The sequence below is a fragment of the Flavobacterium sp. genome (genome assembly GCF_023151265.1).
GTDB lineage: Bacteria > Bacteroidota > Bacteroidia > Flavobacteriales > Flavobacteriaceae > Flavobacterium.
On the sequence record NZ_JAKLJH010000036.1, the window covers coordinates 1 to 17904 of the forward strand.

The 17904-nt window shown below is 32.1% G+C and carries 21 protein-coding genes and 1 pseudogene; 6 read left to right on the forward strand and 16 right to left on the reverse strand.

Annotated features, from left to right (window positions below; all coding sequences use genetic code 11):
- The 15 genes from L6Q46_RS04950 to L6Q46_RS05020 all read right to left on the reverse strand — a co-directional run.
- The coding region (locus L6Q46_RS04950) for an ATP-binding protein (RefSeq protein ID WP_291283374.1) at nucleotides 1-1421 on the reverse strand (1421 nt) is incomplete at its 3' end.
- On the reverse strand, nucleotides 1411-1614 hold the full coding sequence (locus tag L6Q46_RS04955; protein ID WP_291283375.1) for a helix-turn-helix transcriptional regulator: 204 nt from the start codon (nucleotides 1612-1614) through the stop codon (nucleotides 1411-1413). The genes L6Q46_RS04950 and L6Q46_RS04955, both read right to left, overlap by 11 nt.
- A 52-nt stretch (nucleotides 1615-1666) precedes the next feature.
- Nucleotides 1667-1906, reverse strand: a complete 240-nt coding sequence (locus L6Q46_RS04960; protein ID WP_291283376.1) for a hypothetical protein — start codon at nucleotides 1904-1906, stop codon at nucleotides 1667-1669.
- A 359-nt stretch (nucleotides 1907-2265) separates the two neighbouring features.
- Entirely contained in the window at nucleotides 2266-2931 is a 666-nt protein-coding gene (locus tag L6Q46_RS04965; RefSeq protein WP_291283377.1) for an ATPase, read from the reverse strand.
- Complete coding sequence (locus L6Q46_RS04970) at nucleotides 2861-3421, reverse strand: hypothetical protein (RefSeq protein ID WP_291283378.1); 561 nt, start codon at nucleotides 3419-3421, stop codon at nucleotides 2861-2863. Before L6Q46_RS04970 ends, L6Q46_RS04965 begins: the two co-directional genes overlap by 71 nt.
- Before the next feature lie 335 nt (nucleotides 3422-3756).
- Nucleotides 3757-4050 (reverse strand): helix-turn-helix domain-containing protein, encoded by a 294-nt coding sequence (locus L6Q46_RS04975; RefSeq protein WP_269684980.1) that lies wholly within the window; start codon nucleotides 4048-4050, stop codon nucleotides 3757-3759.
- Nucleotides 4051-4218: 168 nt separating this feature from the next.
- Nucleotides 4219-5010: an RteC domain-containing protein gene (locus L6Q46_RS04980; protein WP_363315853.1), complete on the reverse strand. Its 792-nt coding sequence runs from the start codon at nucleotides 5008-5010 to the stop codon at nucleotides 4219-4221.
- A 63-nt stretch (nucleotides 5011-5073) separates the two neighbouring features.
- The gene (locus L6Q46_RS04985) at nucleotides 5074-5223 is read right to left on the reverse strand and encodes a hypothetical protein (RefSeq protein WP_291283379.1); all 150 of its coding nucleotides are present in this window, start codon (nucleotides 5221-5223) and stop codon (nucleotides 5074-5076) included.
- Nucleotides 5224-5410: 187 nt separating this feature from the next.
- On the reverse strand, nucleotides 5411-5764 hold the full coding sequence (locus tag L6Q46_RS04990; RefSeq protein WP_291283380.1) for a DUF488 family protein: 354 nt from the start codon (nucleotides 5762-5764) through the stop codon (nucleotides 5411-5413).
- A gap of 69 nt (nucleotides 5765-5833) precedes the next feature.
- The gene (locus tag L6Q46_RS04995) at nucleotides 5834-6628 is read right to left on the reverse strand and encodes a T9SS type A sorting domain-containing protein (protein WP_291283381.1); all 795 of its coding nucleotides are present in this window, start codon (nucleotides 6626-6628) and stop codon (nucleotides 5834-5836) included.
- 85 nt (nucleotides 6629-6713) lie between these two features.
- Nucleotides 6714-7076 carry a hypothetical protein gene (locus tag L6Q46_RS05000; protein ID WP_291283382.1) on the reverse strand — a complete coding sequence of 121 codons (363 nt, stop codon included), beginning with the start codon at nucleotides 7074-7076 and terminating at the stop codon, nucleotides 6714-6716.
- Between the two features lie 150 nt (nucleotides 7077-7226).
- On the reverse strand, nucleotides 7227-7883 hold the full coding sequence (folE, locus tag L6Q46_RS05005) for a GTP cyclohydrolase I FolE (RefSeq protein ID WP_291283383.1): 657 nt from the start codon (nucleotides 7881-7883) through the stop codon (nucleotides 7227-7229).
- A gap of 129 nt (nucleotides 7884-8012) precedes the next feature.
- On the reverse strand, nucleotides 8013-8399 hold the full coding sequence (locus L6Q46_RS05010) for a hypothetical protein (protein ID WP_291283384.1): 387 nt from the start codon (nucleotides 8397-8399) through the stop codon (nucleotides 8013-8015).
- Nucleotides 8400-8523: 124 nt separating this feature from the next.
- Nucleotides 8524-9489: a D-2-hydroxyacid dehydrogenase family protein gene (locus tag L6Q46_RS05015; protein ID WP_291283385.1), complete on the reverse strand. Its 966-nt coding sequence runs from the start codon at nucleotides 9487-9489 to the stop codon at nucleotides 8524-8526.
- A 14-nt stretch (nucleotides 9490-9503) separates the two neighbouring features.
- The gene (locus L6Q46_RS05020; RefSeq protein ID WP_291283386.1) at nucleotides 9504-10169 is read right to left on the reverse strand and encodes an RNA polymerase sigma factor; all 666 of its coding nucleotides are present in this window, start codon (nucleotides 10167-10169) and stop codon (nucleotides 9504-9506) included.
- Between the two features lie 229 nt (nucleotides 10170-10398).
- Between L6Q46_RS05020 and L6Q46_RS05025 the strand changes: the two genes are divergently transcribed.
- From L6Q46_RS05025 to L6Q46_RS05050, 6 genes are all read left to right on the forward strand, one after another.
- Nucleotides 10399-11064 carry a flavodoxin reductase gene (locus L6Q46_RS05025; RefSeq protein ID WP_291283387.1) on the forward strand — a complete coding sequence of 222 codons (666 nt, stop codon included), beginning with the start codon at nucleotides 10399-10401 and terminating at the stop codon, nucleotides 11062-11064.
- A gap of 85 nt (nucleotides 11065-11149) precedes the next feature.
- Entirely contained in the window at nucleotides 11150-11689 is a 540-nt protein-coding gene (locus L6Q46_RS05030; protein ID WP_291283388.1) for a DUF4142 domain-containing protein, read from the forward strand.
- A complete protein-coding gene (locus tag L6Q46_RS05035; protein ID WP_291283389.1) occupies nucleotides 11689-12033 on the forward strand; it encodes a cupredoxin domain-containing protein in 345 nt (114 codons plus the stop codon). Before L6Q46_RS05030 ends, L6Q46_RS05035 begins: the two co-directional genes overlap by 1 nt.
- A 22-nt stretch (nucleotides 12034-12055) precedes the next feature.
- Nucleotides 12056-13366 (forward strand): hypothetical protein, encoded by a 1311-nt coding sequence (locus tag L6Q46_RS05040; RefSeq protein ID WP_291283390.1) that lies wholly within the window; start codon nucleotides 12056-12058, stop codon nucleotides 13364-13366.
- A gap of 131 nt (nucleotides 13367-13497) precedes the next feature.
- Nucleotides 13498-16644 carry a cytochrome c biogenesis protein CcsA gene (gene ccsA, locus L6Q46_RS05045; RefSeq protein WP_291283391.1) on the forward strand — a complete coding sequence of 1049 codons (3147 nt, stop codon included), beginning with the start codon at nucleotides 13498-13500 and terminating at the stop codon, nucleotides 16642-16644.
- Between the two features lie 40 nt (nucleotides 16645-16684).
- Nucleotides 16685-17644 (forward strand): hypothetical protein, encoded by a 960-nt coding sequence (locus L6Q46_RS05050; RefSeq protein WP_291283392.1) that lies wholly within the window; start codon nucleotides 16685-16687, stop codon nucleotides 17642-17644.
- 28 nt (nucleotides 17645-17672) lie between these two features.
- Here the strand turns inward: L6Q46_RS05050 and L6Q46_RS05055 are convergent.
- A pseudogene (locus L6Q46_RS05055) lies at nucleotides 17673-17904 on the reverse strand (amino acid decarboxylase); the annotation flags it as partial.

Sequence of the window (17904 nt, forward strand, 5' to 3'; positions counted from 1 at the left end):
CTAGATATTTTGATTGTTCCAGCTATTTGATTTGGTCTGATTCTATAACCACCTAACCTTTGACCAGCTCCACCAGGACTTTGTGCTTGTCTCTCTCCTAATCTCAACCAATCATCACCATTTTCACCATAAGGTCTTATACGAAAATCATCTCTGAATATCTTAATACCACCAAACTTTTTTAACCAAGATTTTCTATTTGCACTGTTAATACCTTTATATGGGTATTTTTTTAAATCCCCATCCTCCTTGTCATCAGAAATTGTATTTTTTAAAAAATAAAATGTAAAATCAAATTTACCAACTCTGTCTAATAGATTCAAATCTACTTTTTCAGAAATTAATTTTTCAATAGGTAAATTAAATCCAATCTTATCTTTTTTAAAATCCTCAAGTTTATATGGTGAACTTTTCATCATATCAAAATCAAATACCTGAGTATATCTATTCTCCAATGTATCAACATCAAGTTCATTTCTTGAAATTTCTACTTTTAGCACTTTATCATTTAATTCATTATAAGTTGCCTTTACCTTATAATCAAAATCATCATAATAAGCTCTTTTTAAAGTTCCAAACTCTTCTAAATTATTTAGTAAAAATAAATCAATACAAAAATCATTTTGCTCTTCGGGTGGAAGCAGCATCTCTAAATTACCAAACAACTTTCTTAATTTATCTTCATTCCATTCATCGTTGAGTTCTGTTATTTCAATTACTGTACCTGACTCGAAATTAACATTTTGCAATACCTCTTTAATTCGAGGATAAGATGAAAATCTATTGATAAATTCTTCTTTAAGATTTAAATTCGTTTTTTCTGACAGAACTGCTTCAACATCTGAAACAGTAGCTCCTTTTTTATCAAAATCTTTCCAATCAACTGTCCATTCAAAACCTATATTGTTGCTATTTGGAATTTGTTTAGTTTTAGTTGTTTGTTCTGTTAAATCTTTACCTACTTCAGCATCTGTATCCTCGATTTCCAACATAGTAGGAAGAGAAGTCATATTTGTAAGCATTCCTAACCTATTTAATGCAAAACGACCAATACCTTTAGCACCTGTTTTTATCCTACCTGCTTCGGTAGTGTGCTCATATAACTTATTATCGGTACCTATAGTCATCCATTGGTTTTGTATAATTTTATCATACATCCCAATTCCATTGTCTATGATATAAATACAACTGTTTTCTTTTTCAAACTTTTCAATTTCAATTTCATTTCCTTCTTCATTTATTACTTTTTCTTTTTTGATTTTTAAATCAAAAATTAGAATACAATTATTAGCATCAGCATCATAAGTGTTTTTAACTAATTCAATTACTGCACCTTCTTCAGTAGAGAAATTTTCTAAACCAATTAGTTTAGCAGTTCTTGCTGATACTTTAAAAGGTATTTTTATGGAATTATTGCTCATTGAATAAAGAAGTTAATTTTACATTTAGCTTTTCAGCAATCTGAATAAAAGTTTTAATTGGTGGCTGTACTTCATTTGTACACCACCTAGAGATAGTTGCTTCATTTTTACCTAATTCCTCTGCTAGCCATTTACTACTAACATTTTTTTCGGCAAGCACTACTTTCAATCTATTAATTGCTTTTTTGCTCATAAAAATTGCATAATATGCAAATATATTGAATAATATGTTATCATAGATTGTCCTAAAAATAAAATTTAAGGTTATACAATTCTATTATATTTTCAGAATTACTTTCCAATTGTCCAATCTCAATAAATGCAATATCATTGGCAAATGCTTTTTCTCCAATTAAGTGCTCAATGTGAACGTAAACTGCTTCCCGAAGTCTTGGGTTGTCTTTGTGAATGATGTAGTTTTTTAGTAGCACCTTAATTCCTAAATCGGTTGGTTTGTTTTGGTTTTCTAATAGAATGAAATACATTTCACTTATTTTTAAAATGATCCTGTGATATTCTAATGGTTTGTCGTTGCCATTTTCGTATTTGGTTAGGTTGGTTTCTGGTTGGAGGAATGCTGTTATTTTCCAACGTTTTATCACTGATGCATGATGAACTAGTAGTTCTACTTCTTTGAAAAGATAAGGATTGCCATTTGCTGTAATGATTAGTTCTGCACCTTTATTTTTGTTTTTTATGATTAGATCAAGGTCTTTATTGTATTAATGGAGTAGATAGATTAATTTATCGAAATGTACTTTGAGTTCGTCTTTAGGTATTTCGTTCAACAATAGAAAAACGAAGTTATTTTCTTTGAAATGGTTCCAGAAGTTAGTTATTTGGTTCATCGTTTGTCTTTTATGGTTTTGTGGTAAGCAATAAGATTGAACATTTCTCGCATTCGACTTCTAACACGATTTCCGTATTGAGTTTCAATTTCACTTGCCGAAAGGTTTGTAGTGATATGTGTTTGAATTTTTTTAGCTGTGAAAATATCATAGCGACTTAATAGAATCTCTGCCATTAAATTACATTCGTTTCCAAAGTATTTTAGGTTGTTTTCTGTTCCTAAATCGTCAAAGCATATTGTTTTGGGCTCTGATTCATATAATTTTCCCTTACTGTATTTGTGTATTATTTGGTAGCCGTCCTGGATAAATTCAAAGCTTATGTCTCGACACGGTTTTACTAAAAATTTATGTTCAGTTGGTGTTAGGTATTTCATTAAATTCATTAGCGATGTTTTACCACAACCAACTGGACCAGAAAGTAGAATTCCTTTGTTGAGGTTGATGTTGTATTGGAAACACGTTGCTTCATCTTTTAAAAAATATGCAATGAGTTTGTAAATTATGTGATAATCAGTTTCAAGTATTTTGAAATGATTTCCATATAATTCGATACCTTTTTTCTCTAACCAAATAATTATTTCAGTATAGCTATAATGGCTCTGAATAGTCTTTATTTGTTCCTGTGTTGAGGTGTTTTGCTCTGTTGGATTGTTGTTCATTTGAAATGAATTTAGGTGCGTTTAATATCCAATTTTGTGCTGAAGCTTGCCAATCGACCATTGGTGTTTTGCCACCAACTAACCAACCGTTGCTGGAGAAATAATTAAAAAACTTAATTGCTTCAAGTTCTGGAAAGTGTTGTTCGAGAAAATAAGCTTTGACATTTTCAATTGTTGGATTGAGTTCCCTCGACTGCGCTCGGGATGACAAATCGGAATTTTCAATTTCATCTTTTTCTTTTTTTGCGGAACTTTTTTCTTTTTCTACATCATCATTTTTTAAAAACTCATCGTCAATTTGAAAATTTTTTGCTTGCTCGTCCAAGTTTACAATCTTTAAATCGTTTGAATTGTTTGGTATGTTTGTATTGTTTATATAAGATACTAGAGCTTGTTCAGTACCTGTTTCATTACTTGTACCACTACCAGTATAAAGCTTGTTCACTACTTGTTCATTGACTAGTTCAAAAACAGGTTCATTTTTTGGCATTGTGATTTTTTCGTTTTTGGGAATTGGTTTTAAATCATCTGAAAAATTGAATAGATAAACGTGGCTTCCTTTGAATGGATTGTAGGATGGTTCATAGTTGATGTAACCCAGAGAATGTAAATTTTTAAGGCATTTGTGATAGGTAGCTTTGGAACTTATTTTGCTTATTCGCATTACCTCATCGCGAGAAATACTGATTGGATTTTTGAACCGATTGCAATTCCAGAATTGGAATAATGCTACATACAAACTTACGTGTGTTGGATTGAGTGTTTTGTCGATTGCTACTTTCTCGAAAAATCCTGTTAGATGTTTTATGTAATTCATCTTTTAGGTTATTTACGATTGAATAAATTGGGTGTTGCTTCAACTTTATTGGTTTCGATAACCTTTTCAAGATCATTACTGGAGTAATAAAGAATTCCTCCGATTTTGGTATAAGTTAATGTACCATTGACACGTAGATTTTGTAAAGTACCGGAAGAAATGTTTAGCAACTTTCTGACTTCGTTGGATTTAAGCCATTGTTTTTGCTGTTGTGGTTTTGAATTAAACATTGTGTTTAAGTCGGAAAGAAGGAGTGTGCGAAACTCGTTTAAGTCTTCGCGAGTAATAACTTCGATTGCCATAACTGATGTTTTAGATTGTTATGGTACAAATTTGTGGGTTTTGATTGGTTTTAAATCACAAGCCAATCACAAGTTGTGATTGATTTTATCCAAAGCATTGTATTTATTGGTGTTAGAGCAAGTCGTCGGTGTTTTCCATTCTCTTTACTAATTTTTCTTTAAGCGCATTCAGAAATTTGGTTGGTTCTGATTTTCTACTCTAATTTCAAGGAAAGCCCTATGATACTGACCTAAATCGATATTGAATATGTTTTCAAAATACTCTGCTATATCCTTTAAATCGGATGCACCATTATTAAACACACCTTCTGTATGCAAAGCATACAAAAGCTCTATTAATGCTACTTTAGAGCCTGTCCAATTTTGTTTTATCTTGGGATTGACTTGGGATTTGTCTTTTGGTTCTCTATTTTCCATCATTAGCAATTTATCTTCTAAATAAACTTGAATTAAATCGTGTGCCATAATCTTAGCCACTTTAAAATCATGTGATGTAGAAAAACTATGGTCAACTTCAAAATAGAAACTATCTAAAGCTAATTTAATATCGAATTTTCCTCTTGTGAAATACTTGTGATCAAGGTAATTACTTCCTGTTCTGTAATATTTATAAAAGTCTAAATTATTGTCAAAGTATCTTTTTAACTTATTCAATTCGTTATTCAAATATTTCTTTAAAATACGTTCTCCACCATGAGGTTTTTTTGTCTCTATTTTAAAAATAGCATTATAGTAAATTAGTTTAGAAGTAAATCGAGGTTTGATATTTTTAAAGAAATCAATTTCTTGTTCGTGAGATTTTATTCTTTCTTTTTCGAAAATTGTTTTTAATTTTTCAACTGAGTTTATTATGATATTGATGGCATCCTCACTTCTCAATATTGGATCATCAATTTCTAAATCGGTAAAGTTTAACTGTTCGTTTAATTTAGATAATAGTTGCGTGGCTTTGTTATTCAACTCAAATGTTATTATTTTATACTTATCATTTATTATGGAAATTAAATAAAAAAGAAACAAAGTTTATATACCTGCTTTGATAAAAGGTATTTCCATATCAACAATATCTTTTAAGTCTGTGAATGTTTTGTCACACAATGTTATTCCACTTCCTACTTTGCTATGCGCTGTTTCATTTGCTTCAAGAATTTCATTACAAACAATGACTTCCATAGACAGCGTAATTGTCTCCGGTTTGGATATAGACAACTTTGGGAATTGCTGTGGCTCCTAATTTTCTTTTTTCAAAGGAAGCCTATATTCCAAAATCTATTTTTGTAATTTGCAACTCATTCGCTTTTTTTATGGTTTGAAAAAACACCGTGATAGTGGTGTTTTTGTTTGTTATTACTTCTTAATTTCAAATCAGCTTTGTTAAAACATCCCTTAAAATAACAGCATGATTAATTTGGGGATCTTTGGCACCATATAGCAAAGTGACCTTTTTTGTTTTGGCTATAGATCTCAGCCGGTTTAATTCTTCTTCTTTTTGTTTTAATTCTTTGGTATATAATTTAGTAAATTCTTTAAAGCGACTTTCCTGATGGTCAAACCACTTTCTAATTTTGACTGATGGTGTAACTTCTCTGTTCCATTCATCAAAGAAAATTTCTGATTTTTTGAGACCACGTGGCCAAACCCTATCGACCAAGATGCGATATGTATCGTCAGGTTTCTTATGGTCATATATTCTTTTTAAAGTAATGTTACTCATCTTTTGTTGTTTACTCTCTTTACCAAAAATATGTTTTAAAAGTGATTGCAGAAAACGATATATAGAAGATTAGTTTTTAAAAATTTTAAGTACAGTTTTTTCCCCTCTATTATTTTTCAGTTCAATAAAGTAAAGACCAATTGGTTCTTCAATCCTTAATTTAAGTTTATTTGAAGATACTACTGTCTCTTCATGTAGGGTTTGCCCCATTACGTTTATAACTTTAGCACTAATACTTTCATATTCCTGATTAAAATTAATATTTAATAATTCAGTTACCGGATTTGGATAAAAACTAATTGAAGACTGGAAATTAACATCAGAAATTTGGAGTGCAGCATCAGTCCACTTGAAATTGTCAATAGCAATATAGTTTAAAGAAGCTGGCGCCTGAAAACGCCACTCGTCTGCTTCGACTAAACCTTGCCCATCCGCATCGAAGTTCAAATTAACAAAACCATTATCCACTGTAATTACAGAACTAACTAAGTAACTTCTAAACGAAACCAAATTTCCATTTCTATACCAAGACACCAGAATGTTTCCTGATCCAGCAAACTCACAATTTGCAGATACAAACATCCAGATACTGTTTAAGAAAACATTGTTCCCATCACTGGAAGATATAATGCCTGTAATCCCCGGAGTGCCGCAGGAATTTGAATTGTCTATATAGAAATTGGAAGGGCCAAAACCATAATCCTGTAAATTTTCAATGTGGAATACTCCACCAAGATTAAATGTTTTTCCACTACTTGTAAATGAGAGTGCGTTGTCGGTCTGTGTTTCAAAAGTTTCTGTTACCTGACCAAAAATAGAGTTTGCAACAAAAATACCGAACACGATTAGTAATATTCTTTTCATATGCTTAATTGATTTTAATTAAAAACTGTTTACTTATTATTTTCTGATTTAGAGGTGGAGATAACATTAATTGCTGGATTGCTCATTAACATATACCCGAAGGAGATAGTAAAAAAAAGTATAACATACCCAATACCCAAATCACATAAGATGCGTCGGTTTTAAAAAGTTGTCCTTTTAGCAAAGCGAGTCCACCGATAAAATGGTGCGCCAAGTTTGCCAGTACAATTGGCCGATTATATATTCCGCCGACCAAACTACTTTTTGCCATCCAATTAAGTACTCCAAATGAAAAATAGAGCGCTCCCAATATTTGTATGAGAGTCATAACATTATCACTAATTCTAATATTCAGAAGATTTAATAATAAATTAAGCGCAAAACTTAAAATAATTCCGGAGATTCCTAATGTTACAGAGCTTAATAGCATTATTATTTTTCTAGCCATATATATTTAAATATTATAGTTAAGATTATTTTTTAATGAGAATAATACCTGAGATAGCTCAATACCATAGCCGAAATAAAACATACAATTGTAATCACAAAGGCTTTCTTATCAATCATAACTTTACATAATTAGAGAAACGAATTGATTTTACTTTATTGAGGATTTAAATTCCGTTCTAACAGATTTTTTTTTAAACTTCCCATAATAACATGACGTAACAGTGCTACTATTAGTGTCTTTAATTCCTCGAGAAGCAACGCATAGGTGGTCTGCCTCTATAATTACAGCAATGTCTTCTGTTTTTAACGCTTCTGTCAGACCATCAGCTATTTGCTTAGTAAGCCTTTCCTGTACCTGAGGTCTTTTGGCATAATATTGAACCAGCCGATTAATTTTTGAAAGACCAATTACCTCGCCACTGGATATGTATGCAATATGTACTTTACCAATAATCGGAACGAAATGATGTTCGCAATAAGAATGAAGTGTTATATTTTTTTCAACAAGCATTTCATCATACATATACTTATTTTCAAATAATTTTATCTCAGGCTTGTTAGAAGGATTGAGACCACTAAAAATCTCTTTCACAAACATTTTAGCCACCCGATGAGGTGTTTTTTTTAGGCTATCATCTTCGAGATTAAGTCCGAGAGTATGCATAATCTTGTAGAAACACTCTTCGATTATTTCGATTTTTGAATCATCGCTAATATCGAATGCTCCTCCGTGCATAGGTGTCTCTATATCTGCATGAAGTTTCTTGTCAACCATCATATTCAATTTTAATAACTCTTCACCCATTTGTTTTTTATTTAAGTTATTTATTATTTTTTTGATTTGAAATCAAATCATGTTCGTCGGATATTAAAGAAATACGAGCCTACAAATGAAGCCCTAACCAACCCCACTCATAAGCTCCTATTTTCAACACTAATATTTATGTGTAAATTTTGCTAATCTTGTTAATGAAAATGCACCAATTGCCATCACAAAATCACGTACTGCTACGTCTAAGAATGTACCGCCGATTAGCAATAATATTCCAATAAGGACAAGCCAAGCAGAAACTATGTAACCTCCGATGATAGGTCTTGCCAAAACTATCAAACCAGCCACAATTTCTATAATTCCAACTATTATCATGAGTGCATGTGGAGACAGAGGCAACGATTCTGATAAACTTGATGGAATATAACTTTCCCATTGAGTGAGAATATTAAAAAATTTATCAAGTCCAGCCACGATAGGTACTATACCATATGTATAGCGAAGAAGGTCTGAAGTTTGTCTGATTGATTGTGCATTTTTTGTTTCCATTTCTAATGTTTTTTATTTGTTATAGACGTTAGATGAAACAACTAACCCGAAGGTTACAAAATATCAAAAAGTTACAAAAAAAGCATTTCACTTATTTGCAAGATGCACACAATTAGGACAAAGGCTACATCAATATGTGTAAATTGATAATATTCTCAGGATTACCGTTAGCAAAGTTATTTATGTTCTCAAATGCTTTTGAAAAATAGAGTTCATACCCATTTTTTTCTACATACCCCAAATGTGGCGTGCAAATTACGTTTGGCATTTTTAAGAAAGGATATTCTTTATCATATATGGGCTCTTCTTCATATACATCAAGAGCGACATATCCAGGTTTTCCATCTTTTAGAGCATTCATTAGAGCATCTTTTTCTACCAATTCTGCTCTACTGGTATTAACAAATATTGCTTCATTTTTCATTTGTTGTAAATCGGTTTGTTTTACTATTCCTTGAGTTTCGGGAACTAATCGTAGATGCAACGTTATTATGTCAGAGGTTCTAAAAAAAGATTCTTTATTTTCTGCAACTAAGTGGCCATCATCTTTTGCATTAGCTAAAGACTTTTCGCTTCCCCATATTAAAACAGTCATATCAAACGCCTTTGCATAATTTGCTATTTTTTTACCTATTTTCCCATAACCCCATATTCCTATGGTTTGACCTTTTAAGGTCTTACCTATGTTGGTTTGCCATAGACCATTCTTCATGTCTGTAATAGCTTGTGGAATTTTTCTTTGCGAATTTAAAATCAAACCCCATGTTAGTTCCGAAGGAGCAACTGGTGAGCCTATGCCTTCTGCTACCAATACTTTATATTTGTTGCAGGCTTCTAAATCAATATGGCTTGCAATTTTTCCGGTTTGACTGATTAGTTTAAGGTTCGGCAACTTCGATAAAAAATCTTCATCTATTCTTGTTCTTTCACGAATGAGAACCAATACTTCAGCTTCTTTAAGCTTTTCGAATGAAAATACTGAAATATCGTGAATATCTTTTATTACAGTCACTTCATGTCCTTCCAAAAGGCTGAAACATGTCAGGTCTTTTACAGCCTCTTGATAATCGTCTAGAATTACAACTTTCATTTTATTATATAGATTTATAGATTATTAATTGTTTTCATCACATAGTCAACAACTCTATCACATCTGGAGTTACCAAACTCAAATAGCTCTGACTTATTAACCATGCATAGAAGTGATTCTTTCATCATGGTTCTTCCTCGATGAAGTCTTACTTTGACATTACTTTGGCTTATTCCAAGACATTTTGAAATTTCGGAAACAGTCATTCCTTCGACTTCATTAAACATAAATACAATGCGATATTTTTCTGGAAGATTTTCAAATGCTCTTTCGATAAAGCTAGCTTTTTCTTTTTGTGCAATTTTATTCTCCTGATTCATAGTAGTATTGTCTGGTAATTGATATATTTTTTCATCTAAAGGTGTGGTTTGTAACCTCAACTTACTGAGTTTTCTGTTTTTCTGCAGTGCTTCATTAATTCCAATTCGAATCAACCAAGTTGAAAATAATGATTTATTGCTGAACTGATATAGCTTTTGAAATGCGTTGATGTATGTATCCTGCATGACATCTTCAATTTCACTTCCATCGTTTAGGTAACTTCTCACGGTTCTATAGAGTATCTGATTGTATCTTCTAAGTAAAATTTCAAATAATTCAGTTTCGCCTTTTAAGATTCGTTCAATTATAACTTCGTCAGTCATTATCGGTAGGGATTCTTCCCTTTTTTTTGTTTCCATCTATGTGTTTATTTTGAGGTTAGATGCATAATACACACTTTAGGTTACAAAATGTAACCATTAAACCACTTGTTGCATCTAAACGGTAGTTTGGCTGAGGCAGTAAGGTAAATAGTTTAACATTCTTTAACAAGTGTTATTTTCTATTTGCATTGTTTCATAGTGTATTCAAAAAAATTACCTCCATCAAATTTACAATTTAATCGTTTAATTAAAAAACAAAGAAAAGATGTATTACGACACAAAAATTATTCATAAAGAATGGATAACTCACGACGTGCTAAGGTTATTATTAGAAAAGCCCAAATTGTTTCAGTACACGATTGGTCAGGCGATTGAATTGTCAATTGATTCCCTGGAGACGTTTAAACACTTTGCACCATTTACGTTAACTAGTATTAATGAAGATGACTTTCTCGAAATAATAGTGAAAGTATATCGAGAAAGAAACCGATTAACGTTTTGGATGTCAGAATTGAATCTTGATGCAAAAATAATGATTTCTGAAGCTTGGGATTCATATGAATATAAAGGTTCCGGAGTATTTATTGCTGCTGGTTCTGGAATTACTCCTTTTATACCTATGATAAGAAATCTATCAAAAACAAATAGATTGGGAGACAATGTTTTGATGTATGCAAATAAGAAAGAAGAAGATATCATATTGCGAGATGAACTGAATGAACTGCTAGGAGTGAATTGTATAAATGTTTTGAGCAGAGAAGTCTCAAATTCTTGTGAATCTGGTAGAATTGATAAAGAATTTTTGAAATCTTGGATAACTGACACCAATTTGTTCTTCTATGTTTGTGGACCAGAAAGTTTTAACGATAGTATCAAAGAGCATTTACTTAGTCTGGGAGTTGATGAAGACAAAATTCAAGTAGCATATTAATGAGCTAACGAAAATAAATGGAAAATTTTGTAACCGTACTCTAGAATTTTCATCCAAACGTTATAAACTTTAAATTATCAAAACAATGAAAAAAATTATTTCAATTAAAAAAACGCTTGGTGTACTAGTGATTTTGCTGGTATCGTCATTTTCTTTTGGGCAGAAGCAACCCCAATTATCAGACCCTGAAATAGCATCAGTTGCTGTGGTTGCTAATCAAATAGACATAAGCTATGCTGAAATAGCTATTGAAAAAAGCAAGGACAAGGAAATTAAAGAATTTGCAACCTTGATGATGACTGATCACAAAGCCGTTATTGGGCAAGCTGTTGCACTTGTTAAAAAATTAGGCGTAACACCGAAAGATAATGCAGTTAGTCAATCTTTATTAAGTGCTTCTGAAAACACAAAGAAAGAACTGAGAGCAAAAAAAGGAAAAGATTTTAACAAGGCTTACATTGATAATGAGGTTGCTTACCATAAAGCCGTTATTGCTGCTGTAAGAGACCTTTTGATTCCACAAGCTAAGAACACTGAGTTAAAGTCACTATTAGAGGCGGTTTTGCCTGCACTAGAAACTCACTTGTCACATGCTGAAATGGTACAACATAAATTTTCAAAATAATGAGACTAAAGAGAGGTTATTATAAAAGCTTTGTACTGTTAGTTGCCTTGCTGATTTTTGCGCCGCAAGTTAGCGGTCAAAAGAAGACAAAGGCTCCTAAAGTTTACACGATAGAAATTTCAAAAATGAAATTTATACCTGCAGACTTAGTTGTTGAAAAAGGATCTAAAATAGTTTGGATTAACAAAGATTTTTATCCACATGATATTACAGATGAAATTAAGAAAACTTGGTCATCTAAGCCGATAAATCAAAATCAAAGCTGGAGTAAGATTGTTACCAAGAATGAGAATTATTTCTGTAATCTTCATAAAACAATGAAAGGTAAGATTACTGTTAAATAAATAATCTATAAAATTTAAAAAAATGAAAATAAATAAAATCTATAGTCTGTTGTCATTGGTACTGGTCGGTATTTTTAGTACTAGTTGTACAGAAACAGAAATAAGAACCGAAACAATTACAGAAATTTTAGATCCGGCACTGGTAACAGAAGGAAAAGAAACTTTTAGACATGATACTTTTGGAGATGAAGATTTTTGGAGTGGAATTTTGCATTTAGACAAAGCTATTAAAGGCTCGTCAAATGGCGGATATGGTTCAGGTGTTAGTCCTGCGACAGCATTGTCTGTTGGGTTAAAGGTTGATTCAGAGGCTCTACCTGCTGATGTTGTTCAGGCAATTCAAGCTGGTCAGGTTGATTTAAATAGTCCGGCTACTACCCTTACTCTTTTAAAGTTAAATGCTGTGGTAGGATTAAAAGGTAATTTCGATACTAGTGGAAATATGACTTCTGTAGGCATAACTTGTGCACTTTGTCATTCTACAGTTGATAACTCATTTGCTGCGGGAATTGGAAAAAGATTGGATGGCTGGCCGAATAGAGATCTTAATGTAGGAGTGATAGTATCACTTACTGATAATGCAGCTTTTTTGGCTAATTTACTCCATGTAGATGAACCAACGGTCATGACAGTATTGCAAGGGTGGGGGCCAGGTAAATTTAATGCTGGACTTTTTATGGATGGTAAGGCATTGAAACCGGATGGGACGATTGCTGCTAACCTAATTCCTCCTGCCTATGGAATGCAGGGGGTTAATTTAGCTACTTATACTGGGTGGGGAGATATGACTTATTGGAATGCGTTTGTTGCTAATCTTGAAATGCATGGGAAAGGAAACTTTTCTGATTCTCGATTGAATGATGCAGTTCAGTTTCCCATAGCAAGTGAAAATAATTTCGGGAATGTTACGAATTCTCCTGATTTAATTACTCCAAAGTTACCTGGTTTGCAGGCATATCAACTTTCATTACTCGCTCCGGTACCACCGATAGGAAGTTATGATGCGGCGGCGGCGGCGGCGGGTAAAATAATATTTCAGGGTGTTGGTCAATGTGCAACATGCCACGTATCATCAATTTTTACTGACGCAGGGTTTAATCTGCATTCTGCATCTGAGATAGGAATTGATAATTTTGAGGCTAGCAGGTCACCTACTGGGATGTACAGAACCACGCCTTTGAAAGGTTTGTTTGCGAGAAGTACCGGAGGTTATTATCATGACGGAAGATTTGCCACTTTGGGAGATGTTGTTAATCATTATGATAATCACTTTAATCTTCAGTTAAATTCTCAACAAAAAAGTGATCTTATAGAATATTTAAAATCTATATAATATTTAGTTCCTGTTTTTGATTTGATCCCGTGATTAACATGACTTATGTTTAGTCACGGGATTTTTTTTTAAATCTTCTTTAACGTATTGCTGACTATTGTCGGTAACATTTTTATTTTAAAATCAATCTAATGATTAGAAAACTAGTTTCGGTATTTTCTTCAAATTATTTAATGGCTCTATTGTTCGTGATTTTTGCTGGTTCTATGGCGGCAGGGACTTTTATTGAGAATAGTTATAATACGAACACTGCAAGAATTATTATATATAATTCATGGTGGTTCGAATTAATTCTATTGTTGCTTACAATCAACTTCATATGTAACATCAGTAAGTATAGGTTATTCAGGAAAGACAAATTAGTGATTTTAGGACTCCACTTTGCTTTTATTTTTATTATAACTGGCGCTTTTATTACAAGGTATTTTGGCTACGAAGGAATTGTTTCACTAAGAGAAGGTGAAAGTAAACAAGAGATACTTTCTGATAAAGCTTATTTAACAGCCGAAATTGAAACTAAAGGCTCACAAAAAAGGACGGTATTAAGCCGGGCTCTATTATTGTCTCAAAAAACAGATTACAATAACGATTTTGCCATTCATGTAAATCATCAAAATAAGCCAGTTGATATCATCTATAGCCGTTTTATCATGAATGCAAAACAAGTTTTTAAACAGGATAAAAATGGGAATAGGTATCTGAAAATTGTAACTGTGAACGATAATGTTAGGGTTGATCATTTTATTAAGGATGGGGAAATCTTAAAAACCCCGAATGTGACTTTTACCTATAATAGACCTATGATTAACGCAATTAATTTTACAAGCGAAATTGATGAGCGGCTTTTTATTAAAGTTCCCATTAACGGAAGTTTTTTGGAGATGTCTTCTGGAAATTCAGGTAATGTCATAGCTAATGATAAATCGTTGTTGCATGTAAAGAGTCTTTATAATTTTAATAATATACAATTTGTTGTTCCCTTTTTGCCCCAAAATGGAGTTTTAGATGTTAGGTCAGATTTTAAATATGATAATAAAGGTGAAAATGATGCCTTAGAATTAAAAATTAAAGTTGGAAATATAAGTAAAGATGTAATCTTGTTTGGAAAGGAAAAGAAGAAAGGAGAACCAGAAATTATCTTGATTGATGATTTGAGGTTGAAACTATCTTATGGAAGTAAGGAGTATAAGCTTCCTTTTAAAATTAGGCTTGATGATTTTATTGCGGAAAAATATCCGGGTACATTAAATAGTTATTCTTCATTTGAAAGTAGAGTTTCTGTTTTGGATGAGAATAAGAAAACGGAAGAAAGAATTTATATGAACCATGTCTTAGATTATGATGGATATCGTTTCTTTCAGGCTTCTTATCACCCTGATGAGAAAGGAACTATATTGGCGGTAAACCATGACAATCTTGGTACGAATGTTACATATTTGGGTTATGCATTGTTATATCTTAGTCTAATTTTATTATTGTTCGATAAAAAATCAAGATTTGGAGTAGTACGTAAAAAATTGAATAATTATTCAAAAAAAGGTTTTGTCTCTATACTGCTATTCTTCTCTCTGTTCAGTCTAAGTTCTTTTGGTCAGGAAATGAATCATTCTGAAAAGTCTGTTATTAAATTCCGGTTAGATTCTATAATAGATTTTTATGCTGTTCCTGTTAAGCATGCGAAGCTATTTAGTAAATTGGTTGTACAGGATGAAGTAGGAAGGATGAAACCTTTAAATACCTATTCGTCAGAATTGCTAAGGAAAATAAGTAAGAATGACTACTACAACGGTTTAAACTCTGACCAGGTTCTTATCTCAATTATGCAACGTCCTAAAGTGTGGTATAATGTTCCTTTGATATATTTAAAAAAAGACAATGATAGTTTAAGAAAACTAATTGGGCTAAAAGCTGATGAAAAGTATGCAGCGTTAGCGGATTTTTTTGATAGCGATGGAAAGTATAAACTTGCAAATCAAGCGAAAGATTCCTATCGTTCTTTGCTACCTAACCAGTATGAAAAAGATTTTATAGAAACTGATAAACGTGTGAATATATTCTATAATATCATTACTGGTCGTGTACTTAAAATTTTTCCAATTCCTAATGATTTAAATAACAAATGGATTTCTGCTTCAGAGACAGAACATTCAGGAGTTGAAGGCAAGGATTTACTTTATGTAAAAAATATTTTGCCTCTTTATTTTACATCTTTAGTTACCTCGTTCGATGAAGATAATTATTCTAAATCTGATTCTCTCTTGTTGAGTATTGAAAGATATCAAATAAAATTTGGAAGTAAAGTAAGACCTTCAAAAGATAAAATAAGTGCCGAACTACTTTATAACAAATATGATGTATTTAAAGAACTTTTTAAATGGTATATGTATACCGGAGTTTTAATGCTTGTTTTATCATTATTGAATATTTTCAAACCTAGAAAGTTCTTCAGAACTTGTTTGAGGATTATGCATTATCTAGTTCTCGGTCTTTTTACCTTACAGAGTTTAGGGCTTATTTGCAGATGGTATATTTCAGGACATGCACCTTGGAGTGATGCTTATGAAACAATCATTTACATTAGTTGGGCAACAATGTTATTCGGATTAATACTAGGTAGGAAATCAAGTTTAACGGTCGCATCAACAGCTTTTGTTGCCTCAATGATACTTATGGTAGCTCATTGGAATTGGTTAGATCCTTCAATTGCCAATTTACAGCCAGTTTTAAATTCTTATTGGTTAATGATACACGTTGCTATAATTGTAGCAAGTTATGGACCATTTACACTAGCAATGATACTTGGATTAGTCTCAATGATTATGATGTGTTTTTTAAATGAATCTAATAAAAAACTATTAAGTGATGCGATAACAAAAGTTTTACTGATTACTGAAATGTCATTGACTGTGGGGCTTATTATGTTAACCATAGGTAATTTTTTAGGTGGACAGTGGGCGAACGAGAGTTGGGGAAGATATTGGGCATGGGATCCTAAAGAAACCTGGGCATTGATTAGTATAATGATATATGCTTTTGTCCTACATATGCGACTAGTTCCTATTTTAAAAGGGAAATGGATTCTCGCTCTGTTTAGCGTTTTGTCTTATTATTCTATACTAATGACTTATTTTGGGGTTAACTTCTACTTGTCAGGATTACATTCTTATGCGAAAGGAGACAAGGTAATAACACCAATCTACATATATTATTCATTTGCTATATTATTTGTATTAGCAATACTGTCTTTCTACAAACAAAAGACCTTTTTTAAATCTTAAAATTATTAATTTTTTGTTTTTTTAAATAAATCTAAAATCTATGAAAAAATATAAAATATTACTTATAACTATCTTATTTTCTGTAACTTATGCTAATAGTCAATGTGCGTGCTGTGCAGGTGCAGCAACTGGTTCTTCGGGCAATTTTAATAACAACAATGGATTATTAACCCTCGAAAAAAGACAATTAGTATTAGAAGACTATGTAGAATATCGAAACATTAATATCAAAAGTCAACATATCGAGGAAGCCAGAATAGAAGAGGACGAAGAAACGCCACTTAAAAGCATTTTTGTGAATTCTCTAGGTGTACGATATGGCATTACGGATAAAATTACGATTGCTGCATCACTTCCCTATGTTTTTTTACACACTGATAGCGGTAACGACAATGGTTTAGGAGATTTAATGGTAATAGGAACTTTTAATGCTTATTCAGAAAATAACTTTAACATTGCACTACAAGGAGGTCTCGAACTACCAACAGGAATTCAGAAAGGATCGAATTTTGACAATACAACCGTTGTGGTTGGTTCGGGTTCATTTGACCCAATGGTCGGGCTGCTATTTTCAAAGCAATGGGAAAACAATATAGCTCTTCAAGGCAATGGGACTTTTAAATACACGACGAATGGTTTTAAAGGAAATTATTATGGAAATATATCAATTCAAAATGTAACATTTTCCTATCGAATAAAAGAAATGAAAAAGAAAGCGGACTTAATTTCAAATGATACGCAATATAAAATCATTGAAACAAATTACAGATGGACTGTATTTGGTGGTTATTATGGTGAATGGCTAGATAAAATACGAGAAGATGGTATTGTAGATGAAGATTCTGGCTATTACCTAGGATTTCTAAATCTAGGTACGAATTTTAATTCCGACAGTTGGAGTTTTCCTTTGACTCTTTCATTGCCTATTATACAAGATATGAACGGAGAACAAAACGATGCTGGAATTAGGTTAAGAATCGGAGTTGTTAAATCATTTTAAAAAAACAGTCATTTATGGAGAGGTGTAGTTATTTTTTTTTGTTTAGGACTTCACTAAGGATATTCAATAATGAATCAACTTCGGTTTTATGAGTCCTAAAGGAAACAATTGCGGCTCTTAATGTAAAGTTTCCATTAATGGTGGTGCTTGAAATGAAAACCTTTCCGTTGTTTTGTATTTCTTTTATAATAAATCTGTTGAGGTCATCTGCACTCCCGTTTTTGGGTACGTATCTAAAAGTAACGATTGATAAATCCGGT